This window comes from Proteus sp. NMG38-2 (assembly GCF_020640995.1).
In the GTDB taxonomy this organism is placed as follows: Bacteria; Pseudomonadota; Gammaproteobacteria; order Enterobacterales; family Enterobacteriaceae; genus Proteus.
The window spans coordinates 4022279-4048542 of sequence record NZ_CP085481.1 but is presented as its reverse complement, the minus strand read 5'-3'; the positions used below and the strand labels follow the sequence as shown (position 1 = coordinate 4048542).

The following is a 26264-nucleotide window of genomic DNA, read 5'->3' as shown; positions in this document are numbered from 1 at the left end:
ACGATCCACGTTCTCGAAAGCTCGGTAGTGAGCTCGACACAATGAAATGATTTAAGAGTAATAGCAATGAATATTCGGAAAATAGTTGTTTTCCTACCTACAAAAAAATAGTGTTAGCAGAATGTCGAGCCATCCTTAAAAAGTTAAGGACAGGCAGAGTGGGTCACTTTTCAGCGAGCTGAGGAACCCTATGGTTTACTCCTATACCGAGAAAAAACGTATTCGTAAGGATTTTGGTAAACGTCCACAAGTTCTGGATGTTCCCTATCTCCTTTCTATCCAACTTGACTCGTTCCAGAAGTTCATCGAGCAAGATCCTGATGGTCAAAACGGTCTGGAAGCAGCTTTCCGTTCCGTATTTCCTATCCAAAGCTACAGTGGTAATGCTGAATTACAATATGTCAGCTACCGCTTAGGCGAGCCTGTTTTTGATGTTAAAGAATGTCAGATCCGCGGTGTAACTTACTCAGCACCTCTGCGTGTAAAACTGCGTCTAGTCATTTATGAACGTGAAGCCCCAGAAGGCACCGTTAAAGACATCAAAGAACAAGAAGTCTATATGGGTGAAATCCCATTAATGACCGATAATGGTACTTTTGTTATCAATGGTACTGAGCGTGTTATCGTTTCCCAGTTACACCGTAGCCCTGGTGTGTTCTTTGATAGTGACAAAGGTAAAACACACTCTTCAGGTAAGGTACTGTATAACGCACGTATTATCCCTTATCGTGGCTCATGGTTAGACTTCGAATTCGACCCTAAAGATAACCTTTTTGTCCGTATTGACCGTCGCCGTAAATTACCTGCGACTATCATTTTACGCGCAATGAACTACAGCACTGAAGAAATCTTAGGATTATTCTTCGAAAAAACACTGTTTGAAATCAGCAACAACAAGCTGATGATGACATTAGTGCCTGAACGTCTGCGTGGTGAAACTGCTTCATTTGATATTGAAGCAAACGGCAAAGTGTATGTCGAAAAAGGCCGTCGTATTACCGCTCGCCATATTCGTCAATTAGAAAAAGAGCAAGTTGACCGCATTGAAGTACCTGTTGAATACATTGCAGGTAAAGTGGTTGCTCGTGACTATATTGATGAAGCGACAGGTGAACTGATTTGTGCTGCTAACATGGAAATCTCTTTAGATGTGTTAGCTCGCTTAAGTCAAGCTGGTCATAAAACAATTGAAACTCTGTTTACCAATGACTTAGATCATGGTGCTTATATTTCAGAAACTGTTCGCGTCGATCCTACAAACGATCGTTTAAGCGCGTTAGTCGAAATCTATCGCATGATGCGTCCTGGTGAACCACCTACACGCGAAGCTGCAGAAAACTTATTTGAGAACTTATTCTTCTCTGAAGATCGTTATGATCTTTCTGCTGTAGGTCGTATGAAGTTCAACCGTTCGTTAAGCCGTGACGAAGTTGAAGGTTCTGGCATCCTGAGCCAAGAAGATATCATTGAAGTAATGAAAAAACTGATTGATATCCGTAATGGTAAAGGTGAAGTGGATGATATCGACCACTTAGGTAACCGTCGTATTCGTTCTGTTGGCGAAATGGCTGAAAACCAATTCCGTGTTGGTCTGGTGCGTGTTGAACGTGCAGTTAAAGAGCGTCTGTCTTTAGGCGATCTTGATGCATTAATGCCACAAGATATGATCAACGCAAAACCGATTTCTGCTGCTGTCAAAGAATTCTTTGGCTCTAGCCAGTTATCACAGTTTATGGATCAGAATAACCCGCTATCAGAAATTACGCACAAACGTCGTATTTCTGCATTAGGCCCAGGTGGTTTGACCCGTGAACGTGCAGGCTTTGAAGTTCGAGACGTACACCCAACTCACTACGGTCGTGTGTGCCCAATCGAAACGCCTGAAGGTCCAAACATCGGTCTTATCAACTCATTATCTGTTTATGCACAGACTAACGAGTACGGTTTCCTTGAAACGCCTTACCGTGTTGTTGAAAACAACGCTGTAACAGATGAAATTCACTATCTGTCTGCAATCGAAGAAGGTAACTTCATCATTGCTCAGGCTAACTCCGTATTAGACGATGACAATCACTTCGTTGAAGAATTAGTTACTTGCCGTCATAAAGGTGAGTCAAGCTTATTTAGTCGTGACCAAGTTCAGTACATGGACGTTTCAACCCAACAGGTTGTTTCTGTCGGTGCTTCACTGATCCCATTCCTTGAACACGATGACGCCAACCGTGCATTGATGGGTGCGAACATGCAACGTCAGGCTGTTCCTACACTTCGTGGTGATAAACCACTAGTAGGTACAGGTATGGAACGTGCTGTAGCGGTTGACTCCGGTGTTACTGCGGTTGCTAAACGTGGCGGTGTTGTTCAGTATGTTGATGCTTCTCGTATCGTTATCAAAGTTAACGAAGAAGAAACTTACGCTGGTGAAGCGGGCATCGATATCTACAGCTTGACTAAATACACCCGTTCTAACCAGAACACATGTATTAACCAAACTCCTTGCGTATCTTTAGGTGAACCTGTTGATCGCGGTGACGTGTTAGCTGATGGTCCTTCAACAGACCTTGGTGAGTTAGCATTAGGTCAAAACATGCGCGTGGCATTTATGCCATGGAATGGTTATAACTACGAGGACTCCATCCTTGTATCTGAGCGTGTTGTTCAAGAAGACCGTTTCACTACTATCCACATTCAAGAACTCGCTTGTGTCTCTCGTGATACTAAGTTAGGGCCTGAAGAGATCACTGCTGATATCCCGAACGTCGGTGAAGCAGCGTTATCTAAACTGGATGAATCAGGTATCGTTTATATCGGTGCTGAAGTGAAAGGTGGTGACATTCTGGTTGGTAAAGTAACACCTAAAGGTGAAACTCAACTGACTCCAGAAGAGAAACTGCTACGTGCTATCTTCGGTGAAAAAGCGTCTGATGTTAAAGATTCTTCTCTACGTGTTCCTAATGGTGTGTCTGGTACAGTTATCGACGTACAAGTCTTCACCCGTGATGGCGTAGAAAAAGATAAACGTGCATTAGAAATCGAAGAATCACAGTTACGTGAAGTTAAGAAAGACTTAACTGAAGAACTGCGTATCTTTGAAGCTGGTCTATTCGCTCGTATCCGTGGTGTTCTGATTGCTGGCGGTATTGAAGCTGAGAAATTAGATAAATTACCTCGTGAACGTTGGTTAGAGCTGGGTATTGCGGATGAAGAGAAGCAAAACCAGTTAGAACAATTAGCTGAACAGTATGATGAACTGAAAGCTGAGTTCGCGAAAAAACTGGAAGCCAAACGTCGTAAAATCACTCAAGGCGATGATTTAGCACCAGGCGTGCTGAAAATCGTTAAGGTTTACCTGGCAGTTAAACGTCAGATCCAACCTGGTGATAAGATGGCGGGTCGTCATGGTAACAAGGGTGTTATCTCTAAGATTAACCCAATTGAAGACATGCCATACGATGAAAACGGTAATCCAGTAGACCTCGTACTGAACCCACTAGGTGTACCATCACGTATGAACATCGGTCAGATCCTTGAAACTCACTTGGGTATGGCTGCTAAAGGTATCGGTGATAAGATCAACGCGATGCTGAAACAGCAACAAGAAGTTGCTAAGTTACGTGAATTTATCCAGAAAGCTTACGATCTGGGTATGGCACCTCGTCAGAAAGTTGATCTGGACACCTTCAGCGATGAAGAAGTGTTACGTCTGGCTGAAAACCTGAAAAAAGGTATGCCAACCGCAACACCAGTGTTCGATGGTGCAGAAGAAATGGAAATTAAAGAGATGCTGAAATTAGCTGATCTTCCAACTTCTGGTCAGATTACACTTTTCGATGGTCGTACAGGTGAACAATTTGAGCGTCCAGTAACTGTTGGTTACATGTACATGCTGAAACTGAACCACTTAGTTGATGATAAGATGCACGCCCGTTCTACCGGTTCGTACAGCTTAGTTACTCAGCAACCTCTTGGTGGTAAAGCGCAGTTTGGTGGACAGCGTTTCGGGGAGATGGAAGTGTGGGCACTGGAAGCATACGGTGCAGCTTATACTCTTCAAGAAATGCTTACTGTTAAGTCGGATGACGTTAACGGTCGTACCAAAATGTACAAAAACATCGTTGATGGTAACCATCAGATGGAACCAGGTATGCCAGAGTCGTTCAACGTATTGTTGAAAGAGATCCGTTCACTGGGTATCAACATCGAATTGGAAGACGAATAACGTATTCCATATAGACAGACTGCTAGAAATGGCAGTCTGTCAAACAGTGACTACACTGGTTTAAAGGGGTGAATGACAGGGGTCATTTGCCTGGCAGGTCTAACTCCGACAGGAGCCATTTCGTGAAAGACTTATTAAAGTTTCTGAAAGCGCAAACCAAGACCGAAGAGTTTGATGCGATCAAAATTGCTCTGGCATCACCTGATATGATCCGTTCATGGTCATTTGGTGAAGTTAAAAAGCCAGAAACAATTAACTACCGTACGTTCAAACCAGAACGTGACGGTCTTTTCTGTGCCCGTATTTTCGGACCAGTAAAAGATTACGAATGTTTGTGTGGTAAATACAAACGTTTAAAACACCGTGGTGTTATCTGTGAGAAGTGTGGCGTTGAAGTTACACAAACTAAAGTTCGTCGTGAACGTATGGGTCACATCGAATTAGCTTCTCCAGTTGCTCACATTTGGTTCTTGAAATCACTGCCGTCCCGTATCGGTCTGCTGCTGGATATGCCACTGCGCGATATTGAACGTGTACTGTATTTTGAATCTTACGTTGTTGTTGAAGGCGGGATGACCAGCCTTGAGCGCGGACAAATCTTAACAGAAGAGCAATATCTTGATGCATTAGAAGAGTTCGGTGACGAATTTGATGCGAAGATGGGTGCAGAAGCTGTTCAGAACCTGTTACAGAGCATGGATCTGGAACAAGAGTGTGAAACGCTGCGCGAAGAGTTAAATGAAACTAACTCTGAAACCAAACGTAAGAAACTGACTAAACGTATCAAGTTACTTGAAGCATTCATGCAATCAGGCAATAAACCTGAGTGGATGATCTTAACTGTACTGCCTGTGTTACCACCAGACTTACGTCCACTGGTTCCACTTGATGGCGGTCGTTTTGCGACATCTGACCTGAACGATTTATATCGTCGTGTGATCAACCGTAACAACCGTTTAAAACGCCTGCTCGATTTAGCAGCTCCAGACATTATCGTACGTAACGAAAAACGTATGTTACAAGAGTCTGTGGATGCGTTATTAGATAACGGTCGTCGTGGTCGTGCGATTACAGGTTCTAACAAACGTCCTCTGAAATCTTTGGCTGATATGATCAAAGGTAAACAAGGTCGTTTCCGTCAAAACCTGTTAGGTAAACGTGTTGACTATTCTGGTCGTTCTGTAATCACCGTTGGTCCATACTTGCGTCTGCATCAGTGTGGTCTACCGAAGAAAATGGCTCTTGAGTTATTCAAACCATTTATTTACGGAAAACTGGAAACCCGTGGTTTAGCGACAACAATCAAAGCCGCTAAAAAAATGGTTGAGCGCGAAGAAGCGGTTGTTTGGGATATCTTAGATGAAGTTATCCGCGAACACCCAGTAATGCTAAACCGTGCACCAACACTTCACCGTTTAGGTATTCAGGCATTTGAACCAATCCTTATCGAAGGTAAAGCTATTCAGTTACACCCACTCGTTTGTGCGGCATACAACGCCGACTTCGATGGTGACCAAATGGCGGTTCACGTACCATTGACATTAGAAGCACAGTTAGAAGCTCGTGCGCTGATGATGTCAACAAATAACATCCTGTCTCCAGCAAGTGGTGACCCAATCATCGTTCCTTCACAGGACGTTGTATTAGGTCTTTACTACATGACTCGTGACTGCATCAATGCCAAAGGTGAAGGCATGGTGCTAAGTGGTCCTAAAGAAGCTGAACGCGTTTATCGCGCTGGTTTAGCCTCTTTACACGCACGCGTTAAAGTACGTATCACTGAAGAGATCAAAGATGGCGAAGGTAATATCACTACTGAAACTAGCTTAAAAGACACAACTGTCGGCCGAGCTATTTTATGGATGATCGTACCAAGAGGCCTACCTTACGCGCTGGTTAACCAACCATTAGGTAAAAAAGCAATTTCTAAAATGCTCAATACCTGTTATCGCGTATTAGGTTTGAAACCGACCGTTATTTTTGCTGACCAAATCATGTATACCGGTTTTGCTTACGCAGCACGTTCAGGTGCTTCAGTAGGTATCGATGACATGGTTATCCCTGCTAAAAAAGCAGAGATCATTGCAGAAGCAGAAGCAGAAGTTGCAGAAATTCAGGAACAGTTCCAATCCGGTCTGGTAACAGCGGGCGAACGTTATAACAAAGTTATCGATATTTGGGCTGCGGCGAATGAGCGCGTAGCAAAAGCGATGATGGAAAACCTGTCTACTGAAACCGTTATTAACCGTAATGGTGAAGAAGAACAACAAGTATCTTTCAACAGCATCTTTATGATGGCTGACTCCGGTGCTCGTGGTTCTGCAGCTCAGATCCGTCAGTTAGCAGGTATGCGTGGTCTGATGGCTAAGCCAGATGGCTCAATCATCGAGACACCAATCACAGCGAACTTCCGTGAAGGTCTGAACGTACTCCAGTACTTCATCTCAACCCACGGTGCTCGTAAAGGTCTTGCGGATACCGCACTGAAAACAGCAAACTCCGGTTACTTGACTCGTCGTTTAGTTGACGTTGCACAAGACTTAGTCGTAACAGAAGACGACTGTGGTACAACCGAAGGTGTTATGATGACTCCGGTTATCGAAGGTGGTGATGTTAAAGAGCCACTGCGTGAACGTGTATTAGGTCGTGTGGCTGCGGAAGATATTCTGAAACCAGGTACTGCCGATATTCTTGTTCCACGTAACACCCTGTTAAACGAAAAACTGTGTGACCTGTTAGAAGAAAACTCAGTTGACAGCGTGAAAGTACGTTCAGTTGTAACCTGTAACACAGACTTCGGTGTATGTGCTAAATGTTATGGTCGTGACCTTGCTCGTGGTCATATCATCAACAAAGGTGAAGCTATCGGTGTTATCGCGGCACAGTCAATCGGTGAACCAGGTACACAGTTAACGATGCGTACGTTCCACATCGGTGGTGCGGCATCTCGTGCGGCAGCAGAATCTAGCATTCAAGTACGTAATAAAGGTACTCTGAAGCTGTTCAATGCGAAATTCATTACCAATACTGCAGGTAAATTAGTTATCACTTCTCGTAACACTGAATTACGTTTAATTGACGAATTCGGTCGTACGAAAGAAAGCTACAAAGTGCCTTACGGTGCTCAATTAGCGAAAGGTGATGGCGAAGCGGTTAACGGTGGCGAAACTGTTGCTAACTGGGATCCACATACAATGCCAGTTGTGAGTGAAGTATCTGGTATCATTCGTTTTGCTGACATGGTTGATGGTCAAACTATCACACGTCAAACAGATGAATTAACAGGTCTTTCTTCACTGGTTGTTCTGGATTCAGCAGAGCGTACAGGTAGCGGTAAAGATTTACGTCCAGCATTGCGCATCACTGATGCACAAGGCAAAGATGTATTGATCCCGAATACTGATATGCCAGCACAGTACTTCCTGCCAGGTAAAGCAATTGTTCAGTTAGACGATGGCATTACAATTAACGCAGGTGACACTTTAGCGCGTATTCCACAAGAATCTGGCGGTACTAAAGATATCACCGGTGGTCTGCCACGTGTTGCTGACCTGTTTGAAGCTCGTCGTCCGAAAGAGCCTGCAATCCTTGCTGAAATCAGCGGTATTGTATCGTTCGGTAAAGAGACTAAAGGTAAACGTCGTCTAGTTATTTCTCCATTAGACGGTAGCGATGCATACGAAGAGATGATCCCTAAATGGCGTCAGCTTAACGTATTCGAGGGTGAGGTTGTGGAACGCGGTGATGTTATCTCCGATGGTCCAGAGTCACCACACGACATTCTGCGCTTACGTGGTGTTCACGCGGTTACTCGCTATATCACTAACGAAGTACAGGAAGTTTACCGTTTACAAGGCGTTAAGATTAACGATAAACACATCGAAGTTATCGTTCGTCAGATGCTACGTAAAGTCACCATTGCGAACGCAGGAAGCTCTGAGTTCCTCGAAGGTGAACAGGTTGAATACGCTCGCGTTAAAGTATCAAACCGTGTTCTGGAAGATGATGGTAAAGTACCAGCAACGTATGCTCGTGACCTGTTAGGTATCACGAAAGCATCTCTGGCAACTGAATCCTTCATCTCTGCTGCATCGTTCCAAGAAACAACTCGTGTTCTGACGGAAGCTGCGGTAGCGGGTAAACGTGATGAATTACGTGGCTTGAAAGAAAACGTTATTGTTGGTCGCTTGATCCCAGCTGGTACTGGATATGCGTATCACCAAGATCGTATGAAGCGTCGTCAATCACAACTGCCGACAGATGAAACTGAAACAACAATCAGTGCTGATGAAGCATCTGCTAACTTAGCAGAATTACTGAATGCTGGTTTTGGTGGATTAAAAGACTAAAATCTAATTTAGATTAGATTGAAATGCCCTCCATTGTGAGGGCATTTTTTGTTTCTGTTCTACAATAAGTAGGCGAAATGATGAGAATAATAACTAACGGATTGATTATCCTATTTTTTATTTTTACTGGTCTTGCTTTTGCAACCCCTTTAGAAAGGGAAATACCAACAGAAACACAATGGGATTTAGAAACTCCGACCACAACATTGATGCAGGTTCGTCAGCAAAAAACCTTATATGCTTTTATTGGTAATAAATTAAGACCTGTTGCTGAGCTATATCCTAATCAGGGATTTTATGTTTCAGATGCGATAAATAATTACCATAAAATACAATTTGGAAATGCCCAAGGTTATTTGGAAGCTGGTTATTTAGAAGATGGTTATTTTGAAGATATTGCTTCTATTTCGGCTGATAAGAAAATACGTTTCTTATCAGATAGCACGAAGAAAACCGATTACCCTATCTATGAATATCTGATCACAACAAAAAATACCCCCATCTATAGTGATAAAGATATTGCTAGCCCACAAATAGCGACACTCTTATCCAATTTACGTTATCCCGTGCTATCACGCACAATTAAAGAAGATACTAATGGAAGTGAAATCAATTGGTTTGAGGTCTCTTTAGGTGACCGTTTAGGTTATATTTCATCAAAGGATGTAAAACCTGATTTAGGGATACCGATACTTACTTATCACCATATTCTCAAAGTAACGGAAAATCATAATTTTCGTCATACATCAACAACAACATCATTAACTGCCTTTACAGAGCAGATGAATTATTTAAAAGAAGCCGGATATGAAACGCTTTCACTAAATCAAGTTGCAGGCTATCTAAATAAAAGTATTAATTTGCCGGGACGAGCTGTCGCGTTAACATTTGATGATGGTTTACAATCTGTTTATCGCTATGCCTATCCACTTTTAAAAGAAAATGGCCAGAGAGCAACATTATTTGTTATTTCATCACGTATAAAATCTAAAACGCCCAAATGGGCACCTAATTCATTACAGTTTATGAGTTGGCAGGCACTGAAATCAAGTCGAGATGTTTTTGATATTCAGTCACATTCTCATTTTTTACATCGTTTAGATAATAATAAAAAACCCATTATATTTAGTCGCCAATCTCATACTATCGTATTAGATTTACAGCGCTCCCAGCGTGTTTTACGATTATTAAACCCACATCAATACGCTTTTGCATATCCTTTTGGTGGTTATAACCAAAGAGCAATTAATGCAACTAAAGCATCAGGAATGACATTGGCAGTGACGACACGACAAGGAAAAGTACGTTTAGGTGATCCCCCTTATGCTTTAAAGCGGCTATATGCGTTGAGTACAGATCCTATTGAGAAATTTGCGAGGATGGTGGGTAATGATGAATATGAAGTGGTGAATGAGAATATTGTTGTTGATAAATAATTAAAAAGAAAATTTATAATATTAAAAAATACCTTTGATATTTATTGAAGGTATTTTTTATTTCTCTATTACGTATTCAGTTAAGATCAATAAATAACTTATATTTTTCAGATAATTATGATTATTTGTTAGTGATAAAAATTCATTTTTTTCTGTAAGCTGGCAATCCAAATTCAGCATGGAAGTGCAATTAGAATTGGCACAAAAATTATTAAAAAAGAACTTTGATCTTCCTTTTATCGAACGAATGACTGGTTTAAGTGTACACGAAATTAAATTATTAGTGATAGTATAGTAAATATAATCAATAACTTTTATTAATTAATAAAATACCAATAATTTATTAGAATAATTTTTTATTTTATCTCTTTATGTGTTTATTATAAATAGAATACTCCTTTCTATCATTTAAGAGGAGTATTCATATTTTATAACAGAGTGATTAATTACCATTTATCTCGATATTCAAATGCAACTTGATAATCATATTTATCTAATTCTATTTTATGATTTATGTGTTTTTGAAGAGAAGGAGCCCAATCTGAAATAACATCAAATCCACCATTATTTATAATGTTTATATCAGGATTAATAGTTTCTTCAATAATAGTATCGTCATCACCTAAATCAACTGAATATTCATTTCCAATAAAATCTTCATTTTTTTTATCAAACCATTGTAAATATACTTTTAATCCCATAATTTTATTTCCCTTATAGGTTACAGATATTTTTTTATATTACGCTTAGGATCTGCAGGCTTAATCTGATTACCTGTTTTAGGATCAAATACTCCAATATGTTGCCCATCGCTGGCGCGATAGCCTTCGATTTCACCATGTTGGGAATCCCATTCATAGATTTTGCGACCTTTATCTCCAAACCAACGTTTACGTTTGCCACCACCTCCTTGTTTAGGTGTTTTCCATTTTCCTTCTTTTAACTCTCCAAATCCTTTAATTTCTTCGGTTTTTGGTGCGGGATGATAATCGTGACCTTTTTCTTTAACACCTTGGCGGATTTTATCTTTTTTTCCCGCAGAAATATAAATGGGGCTTATTCCCGTTGCTTGTGGAAAAACAAGAATTAAAGGCTCTTTATTAGTATATATGCCTTTCTCTTCTTGCGTAAAAAATTTAGTGCTTTCTAATGGCAAATCGTCAAAACGGGGAATATCATATATTTTTTCAGGAATATATTTATGCCGTTCTGGTTCTGATAATGGTGTCCCTTTTAAAATGGCAGATGTGCCTATTAATACTTTATGTTCTTGTTTATCTTTATCCGGCTTAAATGAAAAGACACCAGCTTCTACTGTTTTACGTGCTTCTATAACACGTGTTTGTACTGGTTTTTCTGTTTTAATAAGATCAATTTGTTTTGCACCATTTATGCTTGTCTCGACAAAAATAGCCGTTGTTTTAATCGTCCCTGCTCGTTTAGCAATATCATTTAATATATTTCGTTCAGGAATATTCAGTATTAGTGCTTCGGGGGTTAGTCTGGCGTTAATATCTACAGGGCGATAAATAGTATTAGGGTAAAAATCACTTCCTTTACCTGCTGGTTTCGAATAGAGCATTAAGCCTAAGCCAAGGCCAAGTGATCTCCCCAATATTGTACCTAAACTTTCAACAGCACCTGCGCTTGAAGAGGTTGTAATAGGTAAGGATGGTGCCACTATGGCTATAGGTGCTGCAGTTGATGCTTGAATTGTTGTACCGAGTTTAAGATTATTCCAAGCGGCTTGAGTTGCAGTCGTTAATTTATTTGGTAATGGCGTGGTTGCCGGAGAGGTGAATACACTTACAATATCGTCATACGTTTTTATCGCCTTATCTAAATGAAACTTCATCATGCCATGGAATTGAGCACATCGTTGAACATATATCTTTTTTGCTCTTCCAAAATCGCCAGAGCGATAAGCCTCCATCATCTCTTTTCCATGTTTACTTTCAGTCAAGAAAGGGCAATCCATTTTTGCACATATAGGACAAATATTTCTTTTTAAAAGATCTGAATATTCATAGTTTGGTAGTTTTTTTTCACTCATAAAATTATCCTTATTTAATCATAAAGATGTTTAAATACAGTTTGAATCACTGTAATTAACTATCGAATTTGAGTGAAACCTAATAATAAATAGATATGTTTTATTTTTTGTTTGAGTGGAATGAAATTATGATTTTTTATCTAAAATATAATAAAAACCGCCTTTATTATTTTTAATTAAATAAACTAAAGGCGGTTTTATATTATTTAAACTTTAATTAACGACCCAAGTAATTATCCCAGTCTTTCCATACGGGTTGTAATCCTCGCTCTTTTAATGCGTTAATCACATCATTAACATGGCGATTATCATTTGGAGAGAATTGTTCTAATTCTTCATGACTATCAGAATACCCGCCAGGTTGAGTTTTAGAACCTGCACTAATGTTATTTATCGCTAATGGTACTGTATTATCACGAAAATACGGAGATTCACGGGTTGATAGTGAAAGCTCAACATCAGGTGCCAAAATACGAAAAGCACAGATCAATTGAACTAACTCTGCTTCACTCATTACTGATGCGGGGCTTAGTCCACCAGCACAAGGGCGTAAACGGGGAAAAGAGATTGAATAACGACTTTTCCAATAGCGTTTTTGTAAAAATAAGAGATGTTCTGCCACCATATAACAATCGCTACGCCATTGGCTTGAAAGACCAATTAATGCACCTAAACCGATTTTATCAATCCCTGCTTGCCCTAATCTATCTGGCGTTTGTAATCGCCAATGGAAGTCCTGTTTTTTACCTTTTAGATGATGAAGCTGATAAGTGGGTTCATGATAGGTTTCTTGATAAACCATGACACCATCAATACCGAGTGTTTTTAACTCGGCATATTCTTCTGTTGCAAGGGGTTGAACTTCCATCATTAATGAACTGAAATTCTCTCGAATAAGGGGGATATATTGGCGAAAATAATCCATACCCACTTTTCTTTGATGCTCACCGGTTACTAATAGCAGGCTATCAAACCCTAATTGGCGGATGCTATTACATTCGGCAATGATCTCACTTTCATTTAATGTTTTACGTTTAATGGCATTGCTCATTGAGAAACCACAATAAGTACAGTCATTTGCACATAAATTAGAAAGGTAAAGTGGAACATACAACCCCACAACGTTGCCGAAACGTTGTCGCGTGAGTTGTTGAGCACGTTGAGCCATAGGCTCTAAGTAATGCCGACCCGCAGGCGAAATTAGCGCCATAAAATCATCAAGTGTAAGAATGTGGCGATTTAATGCGGCTTCAACATCCGCATTGGTTTTACTATTGAGTTTTAATGTAATGTCATCCCAGTCAAGTTGTTGCCAATAATCCGAAAATGTTTCCATTAGAATGCCCCCAAGTATTGGGTTAATGGACTGGAGGCTTGTGCTTGCATATTGACGACAGAAGCAGGTGTCGCAAGACCAGATTGTCGAGCAAGTTCACCAGCATCGAGCGCTGCTTTAAATGCTTGTGCCATTAAGATAGGATTTTTAGCAACAGCAATCGCGGTATTCACTAATACGGCATCTGCACCTAATTCTAAAGCTTCAAGAGCATGGCTTGGTGCGCCAATGCCCGCGTCAACAACAACAGGAATAGAGGCTTGTTCGATGATAATTCGTAGGAAATCACGAGTCTGTAATCCTTGATTAGAGCCAATAGGAGAGCCTAAAGGCATCACAGCGGCACAGCCAATTTCTTCTAAACGACGACATAAAACAGGATCAGCACTGCAGTAGGGCAAAACAACAAAACCTTCTTTAACGAGGATTTCAGCGGCTTTAAGTGTTTCAATAGGATCGGGTAATAAATATTTGGTATCAGGATGAATTTCTAATTTTACCCAATGAGTGCCAAAAGCTTCTTTGGCTAAACGAGCCGCAAAAACAGCTTCTTGTGCTGTTTTCGCCCCGGATGTATTGGGTAATAATTTTACACCTAATGACTTGAGTGGCGCGATTAAGTCATCATTTCCCTTTTTTAAATCGACTCGTTTCATTGCCATTGTTACAAGTTGACTGCCGGAAGTCTTAATGGCTTCCGTCATTAGTGTTGGTGTTGCAAATTTCCCTGTACCTGTAAAAAGTCTAGATGTGAATGTTGTATCAGCAATTTTTAACATATCAGCCCCCTGCAATTGCTTGGAAGAGAAGAATGGTATCGCCATCATTAATAAAATGTGTTTCCCAGTTGTCACGGGGAACAATGGTTTCATTGATGGCAAGTGCCACACCAATTGGTGGTTGCTCTAGCTGAATAAGGAGCTGACAAATAGTGACAGGCATATCCAGAGAATATTGTTCGTCATTTACGGTAATGTTCATGCTACCCCCCGACAAACAGGACATGTTGTTGATGGTGTTAAACGTAAAGTACTCCAATTTTGTTTTCTACCATCGAAAAGGCGTAGCTTTCCACTTAGAGAGCTAGGTAAATCAGAGAGTAGCTTAATGGCTTCAAGTGCCTGAAGTGTGCCAATAACGCCCACAACAGGACCTAGAATTCCGGCTGTTCTACAATTGCGTTGTGGTTCTGTTTCATCGGGATAGAGGCAGTGATAGCAGCCATGCGTAAAAGGAGGTTCAAACACCATAAGCTGGCCACTAAACCCTACGGCACTACCACTAATAAGTGGAATTTGTTGTGCAACACAAGCACGATTAATAGCTTGGCGTGTGAGCATGTTATCAGTGCAATCTAAAACTAAATCGACTTCTTTAACTAATTTAAGTAATGAATCATCATCAATACGTTGTTTATAAGAAGTGACTTTTATATCTGGATTTAAAGCAAGCAAAGCTTGCTTTGCAATATCCGATTTCGCTTCAGGAATATCCTGAGTGCGATAAAGAATTTGACGCTGGAGATTAGAAATATGTAATTCATCATCATCAACTAAAATAAGCTCACCAATACCAGCCCCAGCGAGATACATTGATGCGGGAGAGCCTAATCCACCAAGCCCGACAATTAGTACCTTTGCTTGTTGAAGTTTATTTTGGCCCTCTATACCAATATCTTCTAACATCACTTGTCGGCTATAACGCATAAAATCATTATCATTTAGCATGACGATTTTCCTTCAACTAATTCTAATAATTTACGCGTTACTTTTTGCCAATCAGATGCTTTTGTTATTGCACTGACTAAAGCAACACTCCCGACGCCTGTTGCAATCACATCAGATACTCTCTCTAGCGAGATCCCACCAATAGCAACAGTGGGAAAATCAGGTGTCTGTTCTACTTGATGTTTGAGTGCCTCCAAACCTTGTGGTTTAGATGGCATATCTTTCGTTGTAGTTGGAAATATATGCCCTAATGCGATGTAAGATGGACGCAATGTTTTTGCTCTTTGTAATTCTGTTTCGTCGTGAGTGGAAATACCCAGTCGTAATCCTGCTTGTTTTATGGCATCAAGATCCGCAATATCGAGATCTTCTTGACCAAGATGAACACCGTAGGCGTGATGTTTAATGGCAAGTTGCCAATAATCATTGATAAACAGTCTTGCGTGGTACTGTTTTCCTAGCCTTATTGCTTCGATGATCTCTTGTTCAACGTCTTCTGGCTGTTTATCTTTTATGCGTAATTGTAGGGTAGTAACGCCTGTTTTTAACAGGCGTTCGATCCATTCAACAGAATCAACAACAGGGTAAAGCCCAAGCTTTTTGTCTGTTGATGCAAAAGGTGTGTTAGAGGATCTGTTCATTTTCAGTCACCTCAACACTGGCGATTTCTGCACTGTGGTATAACTCACTTCCATGCTCTTTAAAGGCCTGAGACATTTGTTCCATACCAGCCGCATAATCACGTACTTCTTGTGTTATTTTCATTGAGCAGAATTTAGGGCCACACATTGAGCAGAAATGAGCGACTTTTCCTGATGCTTGAGGAAGGGTTTCATCGTGATATTGGCGTGCTGTTTCAGGATCAAGCGCCAAATTAAATTGATCTTCCCATCTAAACTCAAAGCGGGCTTTCGACATAGCATTATCACGGATTTGAGCGCCGGGATGTCCTTTGGCTAAATCGGCAGCATGAGCCGCAATTTTATAAGTAATAAGCCCTTGTTTTACATCTTCTTTGTTTGGTAAACCTAGATGTTCTTTAGGAGTAACATAACAGAGCATTGCACAACCAAACCAACCAATCATTGCTGCACCAATACCTGATGTGAAGTGATCGTAACCCGGTGCAATGTCCGTAGTGAGAGGACCTAATGTATAAAATGGTGCTTCATGACAATGCTCTAATTCTTCTGTCATATTGCGGCGGATCATCTGCATTGGAACGTGGCCTGGGCCTTCTATCATGACTTGAACGTCATATTCCCATGCAATTTTTGTCAGTTCACCTAGAGTATGTAATTCAGAGAATTGTGCTTCATCATTAGCATCTTGAATTGAACCCGGTCTTAGCCCATCGCCCAGTGAAAGGGAAACATCATAAGCGGTACAAATTTCACAGATTTCACGGAAATGCTCGTAGAGGAAATTCTCTTTATGATGTGATAAACACCATTTCGCCATTATCGAACCGCCACGAGACACAATACCCGTTAGGCGTTTTGCCGTCATTGGCACATAACGTAACAATACGCCTGCATGAATAGTGAAGTAATCAACACCTTGCTCTGCTTGTTCAAGCAAGGTATCTCGGAACATTTCCCAAGTGAGATCTTCAGCAATACCGTTAACTTTCTCGAGTGCTTGATAAATTGGAACTGTGCCGATAGGAACGGGGCTATTACGAATGATCCACTCACGTGTTTCATGAATGTAACGGCCTGTTGAGAGATCCATTACGGTATCTGCTCCCCAACGTGTAGACCAAATTAGCTTTTCAACTTCTTCTTCAATCGAAGACGTTACAGAAGAATTTCCGATATTGGCATTCACTTTCACTAAGAAATTACGACCAATAATCATTGGTTCTGATTCTGGGTGATTAATATTGGCAGGAATGATAGCTCGACCAGCAGCAACTTCTTGGCGTACAAACTCAGGGGTAATATTGTCAGGGAGATGCGCACCAAAGCTGAATCCTGCATGTTGTTGACGTAATACTTCGCTTCGAATACGTTCACGCCCCATATTTTCACGAATAGCAATAAACTCCATTTCAGGTGTGATAATACCTTTTCGAGCATAATACAATTGCGTCACGCTTTTACCCTGTAGGGCTTTTTTAGGATTAGGCTTTAACGGGAAACGTAGATGTTCTAATCCTGCATCAGAAAGACGTTGTTGGGTGAAATCAGAGCTTAAGAGTGAAAGCGCTTCAGTATCATTGCGCTCATCAATCCATGGTTGGCGTATTTTTTTTAATCCAAGATTAACGTCGAGTTGAGAAGCCGGATCGCCATAAGGGCCTGATGTGTCGTATACAGGTACAGGTTCATTATCTTCAAAAACAGGGGAATCTTTTGATCCTCCTACTAGCGTTTTATCAAGTTGGATCTCACGCATAGGGACTTGAATATCAGCACGTGATCCTTCGAGGTAAATGCGGTTTGAATTTGGGAAACTGACACCTTGAATGGTGCTGATAAATTCTTGAGCTGCATCACGCTGCTCTTTTCGTGGGCGCAGTTTGTTGTTTGTTGGTGAAATATCTTTAACGGATATAGTTTGATTTTGGGACATAGCATTTCCTAATAAATATCATGCAGGCTGTAGCCTGTCGGGTGAATATTGAGAAAAATGCTTGTCTGGAGGTCGCAGGGAGTATCGACAGATAGGCGTATAAAAAATATACGGATGAAGCTATCAAAAGGTCGAATCACTCTTGTTCCCTTCGCGGGTATTAACCCGATCAGGTTCCGCGGATCCCGAATTAACGGTCTCAGCCTGTGTTTATAATAGCCTTATAAACACTAGGCACTCCGACAAGAAGAAGTCCAGTATATGAAAGATTTTGAAAACTACAAGTCCAGCATGGGTTATTTATTTAAATTCCAATGTTGCTGTTCCCACGCTTTTTCATCCGAAACTTGAGTTAATTTTTTATCTGCATTAACTGCGATAACACGATCCGCTTGGTAACATAATGGAAGGTCATTAGATGAATCAGTATAGAAACAAACATAAAAACTATTAATGTTATTGGCTTCTTTCCATTGATTTAAACGCTCAACCTTTCCTTCTCGAAAGGTAGGAATACCTTCAATAAATCCAGTGTAATGATTGTCCTTAATTTGCATATCAATACCCATTGAAACATCCACATTGAGTTGTTTTGCAATAGCGTGAACGAGAAAGGACATTGTTGCTGAAATAATCATAACGGGAATATTTTGCTGCCGATATTGTGTAATTATTGATATTCCTTGTGGGTAAAGCAGAGGCTGAATTTTTGTTTCAGTAAAGTCATTAATCCAATGATTTATTTTATCTATATTATGATGCTTAAAATATGCTAGATGTTGAAAAAGATATTGGTTTATATCCAGCTTTTCGGCGTAATAGTCTGCAATCATTTGTTCGTCTAGTTTTAGGAAATGAGGATCAGTGACTATTTTTTTATCCCATAAATAACGTGTCCATAAACGACTAGAATCACCCGCTAAAAGCGTTTCATCTAAATCAAAAATCGCAATTTTATTTTGGGTTTTATCAGTCATATTAGCATTCCTTTATTATAAATAAAATTTATGAAACCCCTTTTGAATGTTAATAAATTATAGAGAATAATCATAATACATTGAGAGGGTCTTACTAAAGAGAGTATCCTTAATTCTATATCATTATTTTGGATAGAATTATCATTATGCATTTATATACGTTAACGGGATCAGAGAAAGGCTGGTGGACAGTCAGCCTCGGTGGGCGAGTGTGGTTACCGAAAGGTGAACTCCCTTTTGGTTTTGCAAAGGATTGGGAGCTAGTTGGTCAACACGCCAAAATTGTTGGTGAATGGCAGGGTGAAACTGTTTGGCTTATTCATGGAAAAATGGATAACGATATGTGTTCGCCAAGGCTTATCGCCTCGCAAGATGAGAATTTATTTAAACTAGTGGGTCGTGGTGTTCAGTTAGCAGAGTTTTATCGTTCTCATCGTTTTTGTGGCTATTGTGGTTCTAAAATGCGCCATAGTGAGAGTGAATGGGCTTGTTTATGCGATAACTGTCATGAACGTTATTACCCACAGATTGCCCCTTGTATTATTGTGGGTATTCGTCATGAAGATAAAATTTTACTCGCACATCATGTTAGGCATAAGCATTCCCCTCTTTATACTGTGCTCGCTGGTTTTGTTGAGGTTGGTGAAACCTTAGAAGAGGCCGTCGCTCGCGAAGTATTTGAAGAAAGTAATATTCGTATTCGTAATATTCGCTACGTATCCTCTCAACCTTGGCCGTTCCCTCATTCTTTAATGATGGGGTTTTTGGCTGATTACGATGGAGGAGAGTTGCGCCATGATCCTTCTGAATTAACCAGTGCGGCTTGGTATCGTTACGATCAACTACCACAGATCCCACCTCCAGATACTATTGCGCGACGCTTAATAGAAGATACGATAGCGAATATTAGACAAGATAAAGAAAAGAACTAAATAAAGGCGTTGTCTGCCAACAGTTATTTTTCCAGCATGTTACAATACATACTATTTTGCGGCCCTATTACTGTTAATGGAGTTAGTCATGAGTGAGTTGAAAAACGACCGCTATTTACGTGCGCTGCTGCGCCAACCTGTTGATGTCACCCCAGTTTGGATGATGCGTCAGGCAGGCAGATATCTTCCTGAGTATAAGGAAACACGGGCACAGGCGGGGGATTTCATCTCATTGTGCAAAAATACAGAATTGGCATGTGAAGTGACATTACAGCCTTTAAGACGCTTTCCTTTAGATGCCGCTATTTTATTTTCTGATATTTTAACTATCCCTGATGCAATGGGGCTAGGCCTTTACTTTGAAACTGGTGAAGGACCTCGTTTTAAGTCCCCAATAAATAGCCTTGCCGATATTCAAAAACTGCCAATTCCTGATCCTGAAGACGAACTTGGCTATGTAATGAATGCAGTACGTGCAATTCGTCATGCATTGCAAGGCAGTGTGCCATTAATCGGTTTTTCGGGAAGCCCTTGGACACTGGCAACCTACATGGTGGAAGGTGGAAGTAGTAAGGCCTTCACAAAAATAAAAAAAATGATGTACGCAGAGCCACAAGCACTACATCTATTACTGGATAAACTCGCAGATAGCGTTATCCTTTATTTGAATGCTCAAATTAAAGCGGGTGCACAATCCATTATGATCTTTGATACATGGGGTGGTGTACTAACAGGACGTGATTACCAACTTTTCTCATTACACTACATGCATAAGATTGTTGATGGTCTTATTCGCGAATACGATGGAAGAAAAGTTCCTGTAACCTTATTTACTAAAGGTGGCGGTCGTTGGCTAGAAGCAATGGCAGCAACAGGTTGTGATGCATTAGGGCTAGATTGGACGATTGATATCGAAGATGCACGTCGTCGAGTAGGGGATAAAGTAGCCTTACAAGGTAATATGGATCCTTCTATGCTGTATGCGCCACCAGCTAGAATAGAGCAAGAAGTCGAAACTATTCTTGCTGGGTTTGGTAAAGGCAACGGTCATGTCTTTAATCTTGGGCACGGTATTCATCAAGATGTTCCACCAGAGCATGCTGGTGCATTTATTGATGCGGTTCACCGTTTATCGAAGCCTTATCATCAGGATAATGATTAATACCTCACAATTGCGTCAGGAGCAGACAGAAAAAGCTCAACAAGTTATTTTGACAGACCAATTTACAATGCCTACTTATATTGCTGGTGCTGATGTTGGTTTTGAAGATGGTGGCGCAGTCACTCGCGCTGCCATCGTGATAATGCATTACCCTTCTTTTGAAATTCTTGAATACCAAATCGCGCGAATATCTACAACTCTTCCTTACATCCCTGGTTTACTTTCATTTCGAGAGTGCCCAGCATTACTGTCTGCTTGGCAATTAATTAAACAGAAACCTTCTCTTATTTTTGTCGATGGGCAAGGTATCGCTCATCCTAGAAGGCTGGGTGTTGCCAGCCATTTTGGTTTATTAGTAGACACGCCTACTATTGGCGTAGCAAAAAGTCGTTTATGTGGTACTGATCGGGCGGTCAATGAAGATATGGGAAGTCATGAGCCATTGATGGATAAGAATGAGCAAATAGGGTGGATTTATCGCAGTAAGAAAAAATGTAAACCCCTGTATATATCTCCGGGTCATAAAGTGAGTATGGAAGGTGCTTTGCAGTGGGTTGAGTTGTGTATGAAAGGGTATCGATTGCCAGAACCAACGCGTTGGGCTGATGGTATTGCTTCAAATAGGCGATTATTTGAGCAGTTGAATAAGAATAAGCTCTAAATGACCGGGAAATATGTGGATATTTTTAATTTTCAGGTAAACTGCGCCTAAGTTAAGAAAATGAGTAATCACGAATGTTGAAGAACCCAATCCATTTACGTTTAGAAAAGCTAGAGGCTTGGCAACACCTGACGTTTATGGCGTGCCTGTGTGAGCGAATGTATCCAAATTATCAGGTATTTTGTCGTGAAACAGGATTTGCTGATCCAACGCTTTATCGCCGTATTCTCGATCTGGTTTGGGAAACTTTAACGGTGAAAGATGCAAAAGTGAATTTTGATTCTCAATTAGAGAAGTTAGAAGAAGCTATTCCTGATGCATCTCAATTTGATATTTACGGCGTCTATCCAGCGATTGATGCCTGTGTCGCCTTGAGTGAAGTTGTTCACTCTCGTTTAAGCGGTGAATCGCTAAGTCATGCTATTGAAGTCAGCAAATTATCAGTAGGGACGGTTGCTTCACTTGAAATGACACAAGCAGAAAGAGAAATGAGCGAAGAAGAGCTAAGATCACTGCCTGTTGTTATTGAAGAATTCGATATCCAATGGGAAATTTACCGCCTACTTGTAGAGTGTGAAGAAAGAGATATCGAGCTGATTAAAGGTCTACGTGCAGACCTTCGTGAAGCAGGAATGAGCAATATCGGTATAGAATTAACGCACTAAATCAGAAAAACGTGATTTGGTGCTTGAAAAGCGACGTTTAAAGACTTCACATCACCCCCGTGTATGTTCTACATTGGGTACGAAAAGAAGTGGCTCAGGTGTTTTACTTAATTCATCTTCTTAAAAAGATAAGTTAAGTTTTTTCACCAGATGTTTTTCAAACGATAAAACATACTTTAAGGACTATTTTATGAACAAAGCTGAATTAACCGAATCAGTTGCTGAAAAAGCGGATCTGACAAAAACTCAGGCAAAAGCTGCTATTGAAGCGTTTATCGACTCAGTAACAGGAGCTCTGAAAGAAGGCGATTCTGTACAGTTAGTTGGTTTCGGTACATTCAAGGTAAATCACCGTGCTGAGCGTACTGGTCGTAACCCTCAAACTGGTAAAGAAATTAAAATTGCAGCAGCTAATGTTCCTGCATTTACTGCCGGTAAAGCACTGAAAGACGCAGTAAAATAATTCCTTTGAACGGAATGAACAATAGAGGGGGATTTACTCCCCTTTTGTTGAAACGACAGGGGCTGTTAGCAATAGGATCAGCTTTTTTGCTCAGCGCCTGCTCTTCGACAGTACAACTCCCTGAATTTTCTGCAACAGGGTACATTGCAGATGAAGGTGTTGTGCGACTATGGCGTTTAAATAATAAAACGTCAGAGCCTCAAGTGATCATGAGCGTTTATAGCTTTTATAAAAAGCCAGAAACCATCATCACATTCTATGAGTATCGCCAGAATAAGCTTTGGCAAGTCCGTTCTGAAGTGGTTAATCAAAATGATCCCTCATCTTGGCACCTTCGTTTAAATAAACGTGGTGAAGTCATTTTCATGCAACAGGAAAGTCAGAAGCAAAAACGAGCATTAACAGAAGATGAGCGTTTAAGAATGGTGTTTGCTGCAAGTAAAGAACGTGAAATCAGCGAAGCGCTGACTATTGGAAAAGTGAACTTAGTACAGGGTGTCTGGTATCAAAATACAATGACAACATGTGCTGGCGAGAAAGTGAGTGTTTCATTTGAAGGGCCAGAACAACGCTGGTTAAAAACGAGAACACGTAATCCAAGTAAACCTTCTTATGTTGCTTGGCTTGATTCACCAGAAGGTAAACAGTTGCTTATGGTAGCCGACCATGATTTCTGCAAATGGGAGCCAACAAAAGAGAGTTTGTGATCACTCCCTTCTGCTGTATTTAGTGACTTACTTCTTTAAACGCGCAATTGCACGATAACCAATATCATGACGATAAAAAGCGCCATTCCAATGAATACCTTCCGCTAAAGCATAAGCATTTTTTTGCGCTTGCTCGATATCATCACCTAATGCCGTCGCACATAGCACTCTTCCGCCAGCAGTGATAACTTCACCTTCATTATTCAGAGTTGTTCCTGCTTGAAATACTTTTCCGGTTTTGGACGATGTTGCTGTTAAGCCTTCGATAATATCCCCTTGGCGATAATCAGCAGGATAGCCGCCAGCCGCAATAACAATACCTAAAGCAGGACGAGGGTCCCAAACAGAATCTTTACCTTTTAAATTGCCTTTTGCTCCAGCTAAACAAAGCTCAACTAAGTCAGATTGCATACGCATCATAATAGGTTGAGTTTCTGGATCGCCAAAACGACAGTTAAATTCGATAACTTTTGCAACGCCTTGTTTATCAATCATCAGCCCAGCATAAAGAAAACCCTGATAACGATGACCTTCAGAAGCCATGCCTTTTACTGTTGGGTAAATGATTTTTTCCATTACTTGCTGGTGGATTTCATTAGTGACAACGGGGGCAGGCGAGTAAGCGCCCATCCCACCAGTATTAGGGCCAGTATCACCATCACCAACACGTTTATGATCTTGACTTGTTGCCATTGGAATAACGTGTTCACCATCAACCATGACGATAAAACTGGCTTCTTCACCATCAAGAAATTCTTCAATAACAATGCGATGCCCAGCATCTCCAAAGGCATTACCTGCTAGCATATTTTTTATAGCATTTTCAGCCTCAGATTGCGTCATTGCAACAATAACGCCTTTTCCTGCTGCTAAACCATCGGCTTTGATAACAATTGGTGCGCCTACTTTATTTAAATACTCTAGTGCAGGGGCTATTTCAGTGAAATTTTGATAATCCGCTGTTGGAATATTGTGGCGTGCTAAAAAATCTTTAGTGAAGGCTTTTGAGCCTTCTAACTGAGCTGCACCTTTTGTCGGGCCAAAAATAGTCAGCCCTGCATCTTTAAACGCATCAACAACACCAATAACAAGTGGTGCTTCCGGGCCAACAATGGTTAAATCAATTTTATTTTCTCGTGCGAATGTCAGTAATGACGGAATATCCGTTGCGCTAATTGCAACATTTTGCACACCTTTCTCTAATGCAGTTCCCGCATTACCTGGCGCAACAAAAACGTGTGTTGCAAGCGGGGATTGAACCGCTTTCCATGCTAAAGCGTGCTCACGACCGCCATTACCAATAATCAAAATCTTCATATCAATATCCTATTAATGACGGAAGTGACGCATATTGGTGAAAATCATTGCGATGTTGTGTTCATTGGCAGCGGCAATCACTTCATCATCACGAATTGAGCCACCAGGTTGAATAACACAAGTTACACCGGCAAGTGCTGCCGCATCAATGCCATCTCTGAATGGGAAGAATGCATCTGAAGCCATGGCGCAACCTGCAACTTCTAAACCTTCATCAGCAGCTTTTATACCTGCAATTTTTGCAGAATATACTCGGCTCATTTGTCCTGCACCAATACCGACTGTCATATCATTTTTAGCGTAAACAATGGCATTTGATTTTACAAATTTAGCCACTTTCCAGCAGAAGAGTGCATCTTTAAGTTCGCGTTCACTTGGTTGGCGTTGAGTAACTACTCTTAAGTTTTCTTCTTTAACCATGCCTAAATCACGATCTTGAACTAAAAGCCCACCGTTGACTCGTTTGAAGTCAAAAGCAGGTTTTGGCTCTTGCCATTGACCACAGGCTAATACACGAACATTTGGTTTTGTTTCTAAAATTGGTAGTGCATCTTCATTAATAGAAGGAGCAATGATCACTTCAACAAACTGGCGTTCGATGATCGCACTTGCTGTTTTTGCATCTAATGGACGATTGAATGCGATAATGCCACCAAATGCAGAGGTTGGATCAGTTTTAAATGCATTGTCATATGCTTGTTCGAGCGTGTTCGCAATTGCAACACCGCAAGGATTTGCATGTTTCACAATAACGCATGCAGGCTCGGAAAATGATTTCACACATTCTAATGCCGCATCAGTATCAGCAATGTTGTTATAAGAAAGCGCTTTGCCTTGTAATTGGTTTGCAGTGGCAATAGATGCTTCTTCTATATTCTCTTCTATATAGAAAGCAGCTTGCTGGTGCGCATTTTCGCCATAACGCATATCTTGTTTCTTTATATAGTTCAGATTCAAGGTACGAGGGAAAGTGCCTGATGGTTGTGAAGTATCACCATAATAAGGTGCAACTTTCTGACCGAAGTAGTTAGCAATCATTCCGTCATAAGCGGCTGTGTGTTCAAAGGCTTTAATCGCTAAATCAAAACGAGTATCTAACGTAAGACTGTTTTCGTGATTATCCATTTCTTCAATCACTCTTTCATAGTCATTACTATTTACTACAATCGTAACGTCTTTATGATTTTTCGCTGCTGAGCGAACCATTGTTGGTCCACCAATATCGATATTCTCTACAGCATCTGCTAATGAGCAATCTGGGCGAGCTACCGTTTTAGCGAAAGGATAAAGATTTACGACGACCATATCGATAGGACGAATTTCATGTTCTTCCATAATTGCATCGTCTTGTCCACGGCGACCTAAAATGCCACCATGTACTTTAGGGTGCAGCGTTTTTACCCTGCCATCCATCATTTCTGGGAAACCGGTATAATCGGAAACTTCGATAACAGGTAAGCCAGCTTCTGCTAATAGACGTGCAGTTCCACCTGTAGATAATAGTTCTACGTTTCTTTCAACAAGCGCTTTAGCAAATTCTAAAATACCTGCTTTATCAGACACACTTAAAAGCGCACGGCGGATAGGACGAAGATGTTGCATGAGTTTTATCCCTTGGGTTTGGTATAACGGTAGTAATGATGAAGTTAAATCACATTAATACAGTGAAATTGTGTTTGCTTA

The 26264-nt window shown here is 40.7% G+C and carries 20 protein-coding genes and 1 riboswitch; of the genes, 9 read left to right on the top strand and 11 right to left on the bottom strand.

The window, feature by feature from the left end; translation table 11 throughout:
* Positions 1–190 precede the first annotated feature (190 nt).
* The 3 genes from rpoB to LG402_RS18955 all read left to right on the top strand — a co-directional run bounded on the left by rpoB (position 191) and on the right by LG402_RS18955 (position 10004).
* Positions 191–4219 (top strand): DNA-directed RNA polymerase subunit beta, encoded by a 4029-nt coding sequence (gene rpoB, locus LG402_RS18965; protein WP_072071066.1) that lies wholly within the window; start codon positions 191–193, stop codon positions 4217–4219.
* 122 nt (positions 4220–4341) lie between these two features.
* A complete protein-coding gene (rpoC, locus tag LG402_RS18960; RefSeq protein ID WP_166539415.1) occupies positions 4342–8568 on the top strand; it encodes a DNA-directed RNA polymerase subunit beta' in 4227 nt (1408 codons plus the stop codon).
* A gap of 80 nt (positions 8569–8648) precedes the next feature.
* Positions 8649–10004 (top strand): polysaccharide deacetylase family protein, encoded by a 1356-nt coding sequence (locus LG402_RS18955; protein WP_227336132.1) that lies wholly within the window; start codon positions 8649–8651, stop codon positions 10002–10004.
* Positions 10005–10450: 446 nt separating this feature from the next.
* Here LG402_RS18955 and LG402_RS18950 read toward each other — a convergent pair whose 3' ends face one another.
* The 9 genes from LG402_RS18950 to LG402_RS18910 all read right to left on the bottom strand — a co-directional run bounded on the left by LG402_RS18950 (position 10451) and on the right by LG402_RS18910 (position 18674).
* Complete coding sequence (locus tag LG402_RS18950; RefSeq protein ID WP_227336131.1) at positions 10451–10705, bottom strand: colicin E3-like toxin immunity protein; 255 nt, start codon at positions 10703–10705, stop codon at positions 10451–10453.
* Positions 10706–10725: 20 nt separating this feature from the next.
* Positions 10726–12057 carry a colicin E3/pyocin S6 family cytotoxin gene (locus LG402_RS18945; RefSeq protein ID WP_227336130.1) on the bottom strand — a complete coding sequence of 444 codons (1332 nt, stop codon included), beginning with the start codon at positions 12055–12057 and terminating at the stop codon, positions 10726–10728.
* A 217-nt stretch (positions 12058–12274) separates the two neighbouring features.
* Positions 12275–13393, bottom strand: coding sequence for a 2-iminoacetate synthase ThiH (thiH, locus tag LG402_RS18940; protein ID WP_109410153.1), 1119 nt, complete (start codon positions 13391–13393; stop codon positions 12275–12277).
* Positions 13393–14172: a thiazole synthase gene (locus LG402_RS18935; RefSeq protein WP_227336129.1), complete on the bottom strand. Its 780-nt coding sequence runs from the start codon at positions 14170–14172 to the stop codon at positions 13393–13395. Before LG402_RS18935 ends, thiH begins: the two co-directional genes overlap by 1 nt.
* Position 14173: 1 nt before the next feature.
* On the bottom strand, positions 14174–14374 hold the full coding sequence (thiS, locus tag LG402_RS18930; protein WP_098941733.1) for a sulfur carrier protein ThiS: 201 nt from the start codon (positions 14372–14374) through the stop codon (positions 14174–14176).
* Entirely contained in the window at positions 14371–15120 is a 750-nt protein-coding gene (locus tag LG402_RS18925; RefSeq protein ID WP_227336128.1) for a HesA/MoeB/ThiF family protein, read from the bottom strand. Before LG402_RS18925 ends, thiS begins: the two co-directional genes overlap by 4 nt.
* Complete coding sequence (gene thiE, locus LG402_RS18920) at positions 15114–15761, bottom strand: thiamine phosphate synthase (RefSeq protein WP_227336127.1); 648 nt, start codon at positions 15759–15761, stop codon at positions 15114–15116. The genes LG402_RS18925 and thiE overlap by 7 nt, the downstream gene beginning before the upstream one ends.
* Positions 15745–17697 carry a phosphomethylpyrimidine synthase ThiC gene (thiC, locus tag LG402_RS18915; RefSeq protein ID WP_227336126.1) on the bottom strand — a complete coding sequence of 651 codons (1953 nt, stop codon included), beginning with the start codon at positions 17695–17697 and terminating at the stop codon, positions 15745–15747. Before thiC ends, thiE begins: the two co-directional genes overlap by 17 nt.
* A gap of 129 nt (positions 17698–17826) precedes the next feature.
* A riboswitch (TPP riboswitch) is annotated at positions 17827–17949 on the bottom strand.
* 44 nt (positions 17950–17993) lie between these two features.
* Complete coding sequence (locus LG402_RS18910) at positions 17994–18674, bottom strand: HAD family hydrolase (protein ID WP_227336125.1); 681 nt, start codon at positions 18672–18674, stop codon at positions 17994–17996.
* Between the two features lie 146 nt (positions 18675–18820).
* On the opposite strand from LG402_RS18910, the gene nudC reads away from it, so the two are divergent.
* The 6 genes from nudC (at position 18821) to LG402_RS18880 (ending at position 23264) form a co-directional block, all read left to right on the top strand.
* Positions 18821–19606 carry an NAD(+) diphosphatase gene (gene nudC / locus LG402_RS18905; protein ID WP_109410146.1) on the top strand — a complete coding sequence of 262 codons (786 nt, stop codon included), beginning with the start codon at positions 18821–18823 and terminating at the stop codon, positions 19604–19606.
* Positions 19607–19694: 88 nt separating this feature from the next.
* Positions 19695–20768 (top strand): uroporphyrinogen decarboxylase, encoded by a 1074-nt coding sequence (gene hemE / locus LG402_RS18900; RefSeq protein ID WP_109410145.1) that lies wholly within the window; start codon positions 19695–19697, stop codon positions 20766–20768.
* On the top strand, positions 20761–21429 hold the full coding sequence (gene nfi, locus LG402_RS18895; RefSeq protein WP_166539405.1) for a deoxyribonuclease V: 669 nt from the start codon (positions 20761–20763) through the stop codon (positions 21427–21429). Before hemE ends, nfi begins: the two co-directional genes overlap by 8 nt.
* Before the next feature lie 74 nt (positions 21430–21503).
* Positions 21504–22094, top strand: coding sequence for a YjaG family protein (locus LG402_RS18890; RefSeq protein WP_072071056.1), 591 nt, complete (start codon positions 21504–21506; stop codon positions 22092–22094).
* Positions 22095–22284: 190 nt separating this feature from the next.
* On the top strand, positions 22285–22557 hold the full coding sequence (locus LG402_RS18885; protein WP_004246922.1) for an HU family DNA-binding protein: 273 nt from the start codon (positions 22285–22287) through the stop codon (positions 22555–22557).
* A gap of 44 nt (positions 22558–22601) precedes the next feature.
* Entirely contained in the window at positions 22602–23264 is a 663-nt protein-coding gene (locus LG402_RS18880; RefSeq protein ID WP_227336124.1) for a DUF1481 domain-containing protein, read from the top strand.
* Between the two features lie 27 nt (positions 23265–23291).
* Here LG402_RS18880 and purD read toward each other — a convergent pair whose 3' ends face one another.
* Both purD and purH read right to left on the bottom strand, forming a co-directional pair.
* Positions 23292–24581 (bottom strand): phosphoribosylamine--glycine ligase, encoded by a 1290-nt coding sequence (gene purD / locus LG402_RS18875; protein ID WP_166539404.1) that lies wholly within the window; start codon positions 24579–24581, stop codon positions 23292–23294.
* 12 nt (positions 24582–24593) lie between these two features.
* Complete coding sequence (gene purH / locus LG402_RS18870; RefSeq protein ID WP_227336123.1) at positions 24594–26183, bottom strand: bifunctional phosphoribosylaminoimidazolecarboxamide formyltransferase/IMP cyclohydrolase; 1590 nt, start codon at positions 26181–26183, stop codon at positions 24594–24596.
* Between the last annotated feature and the right edge of the window lie 81 nt (positions 26184–26264).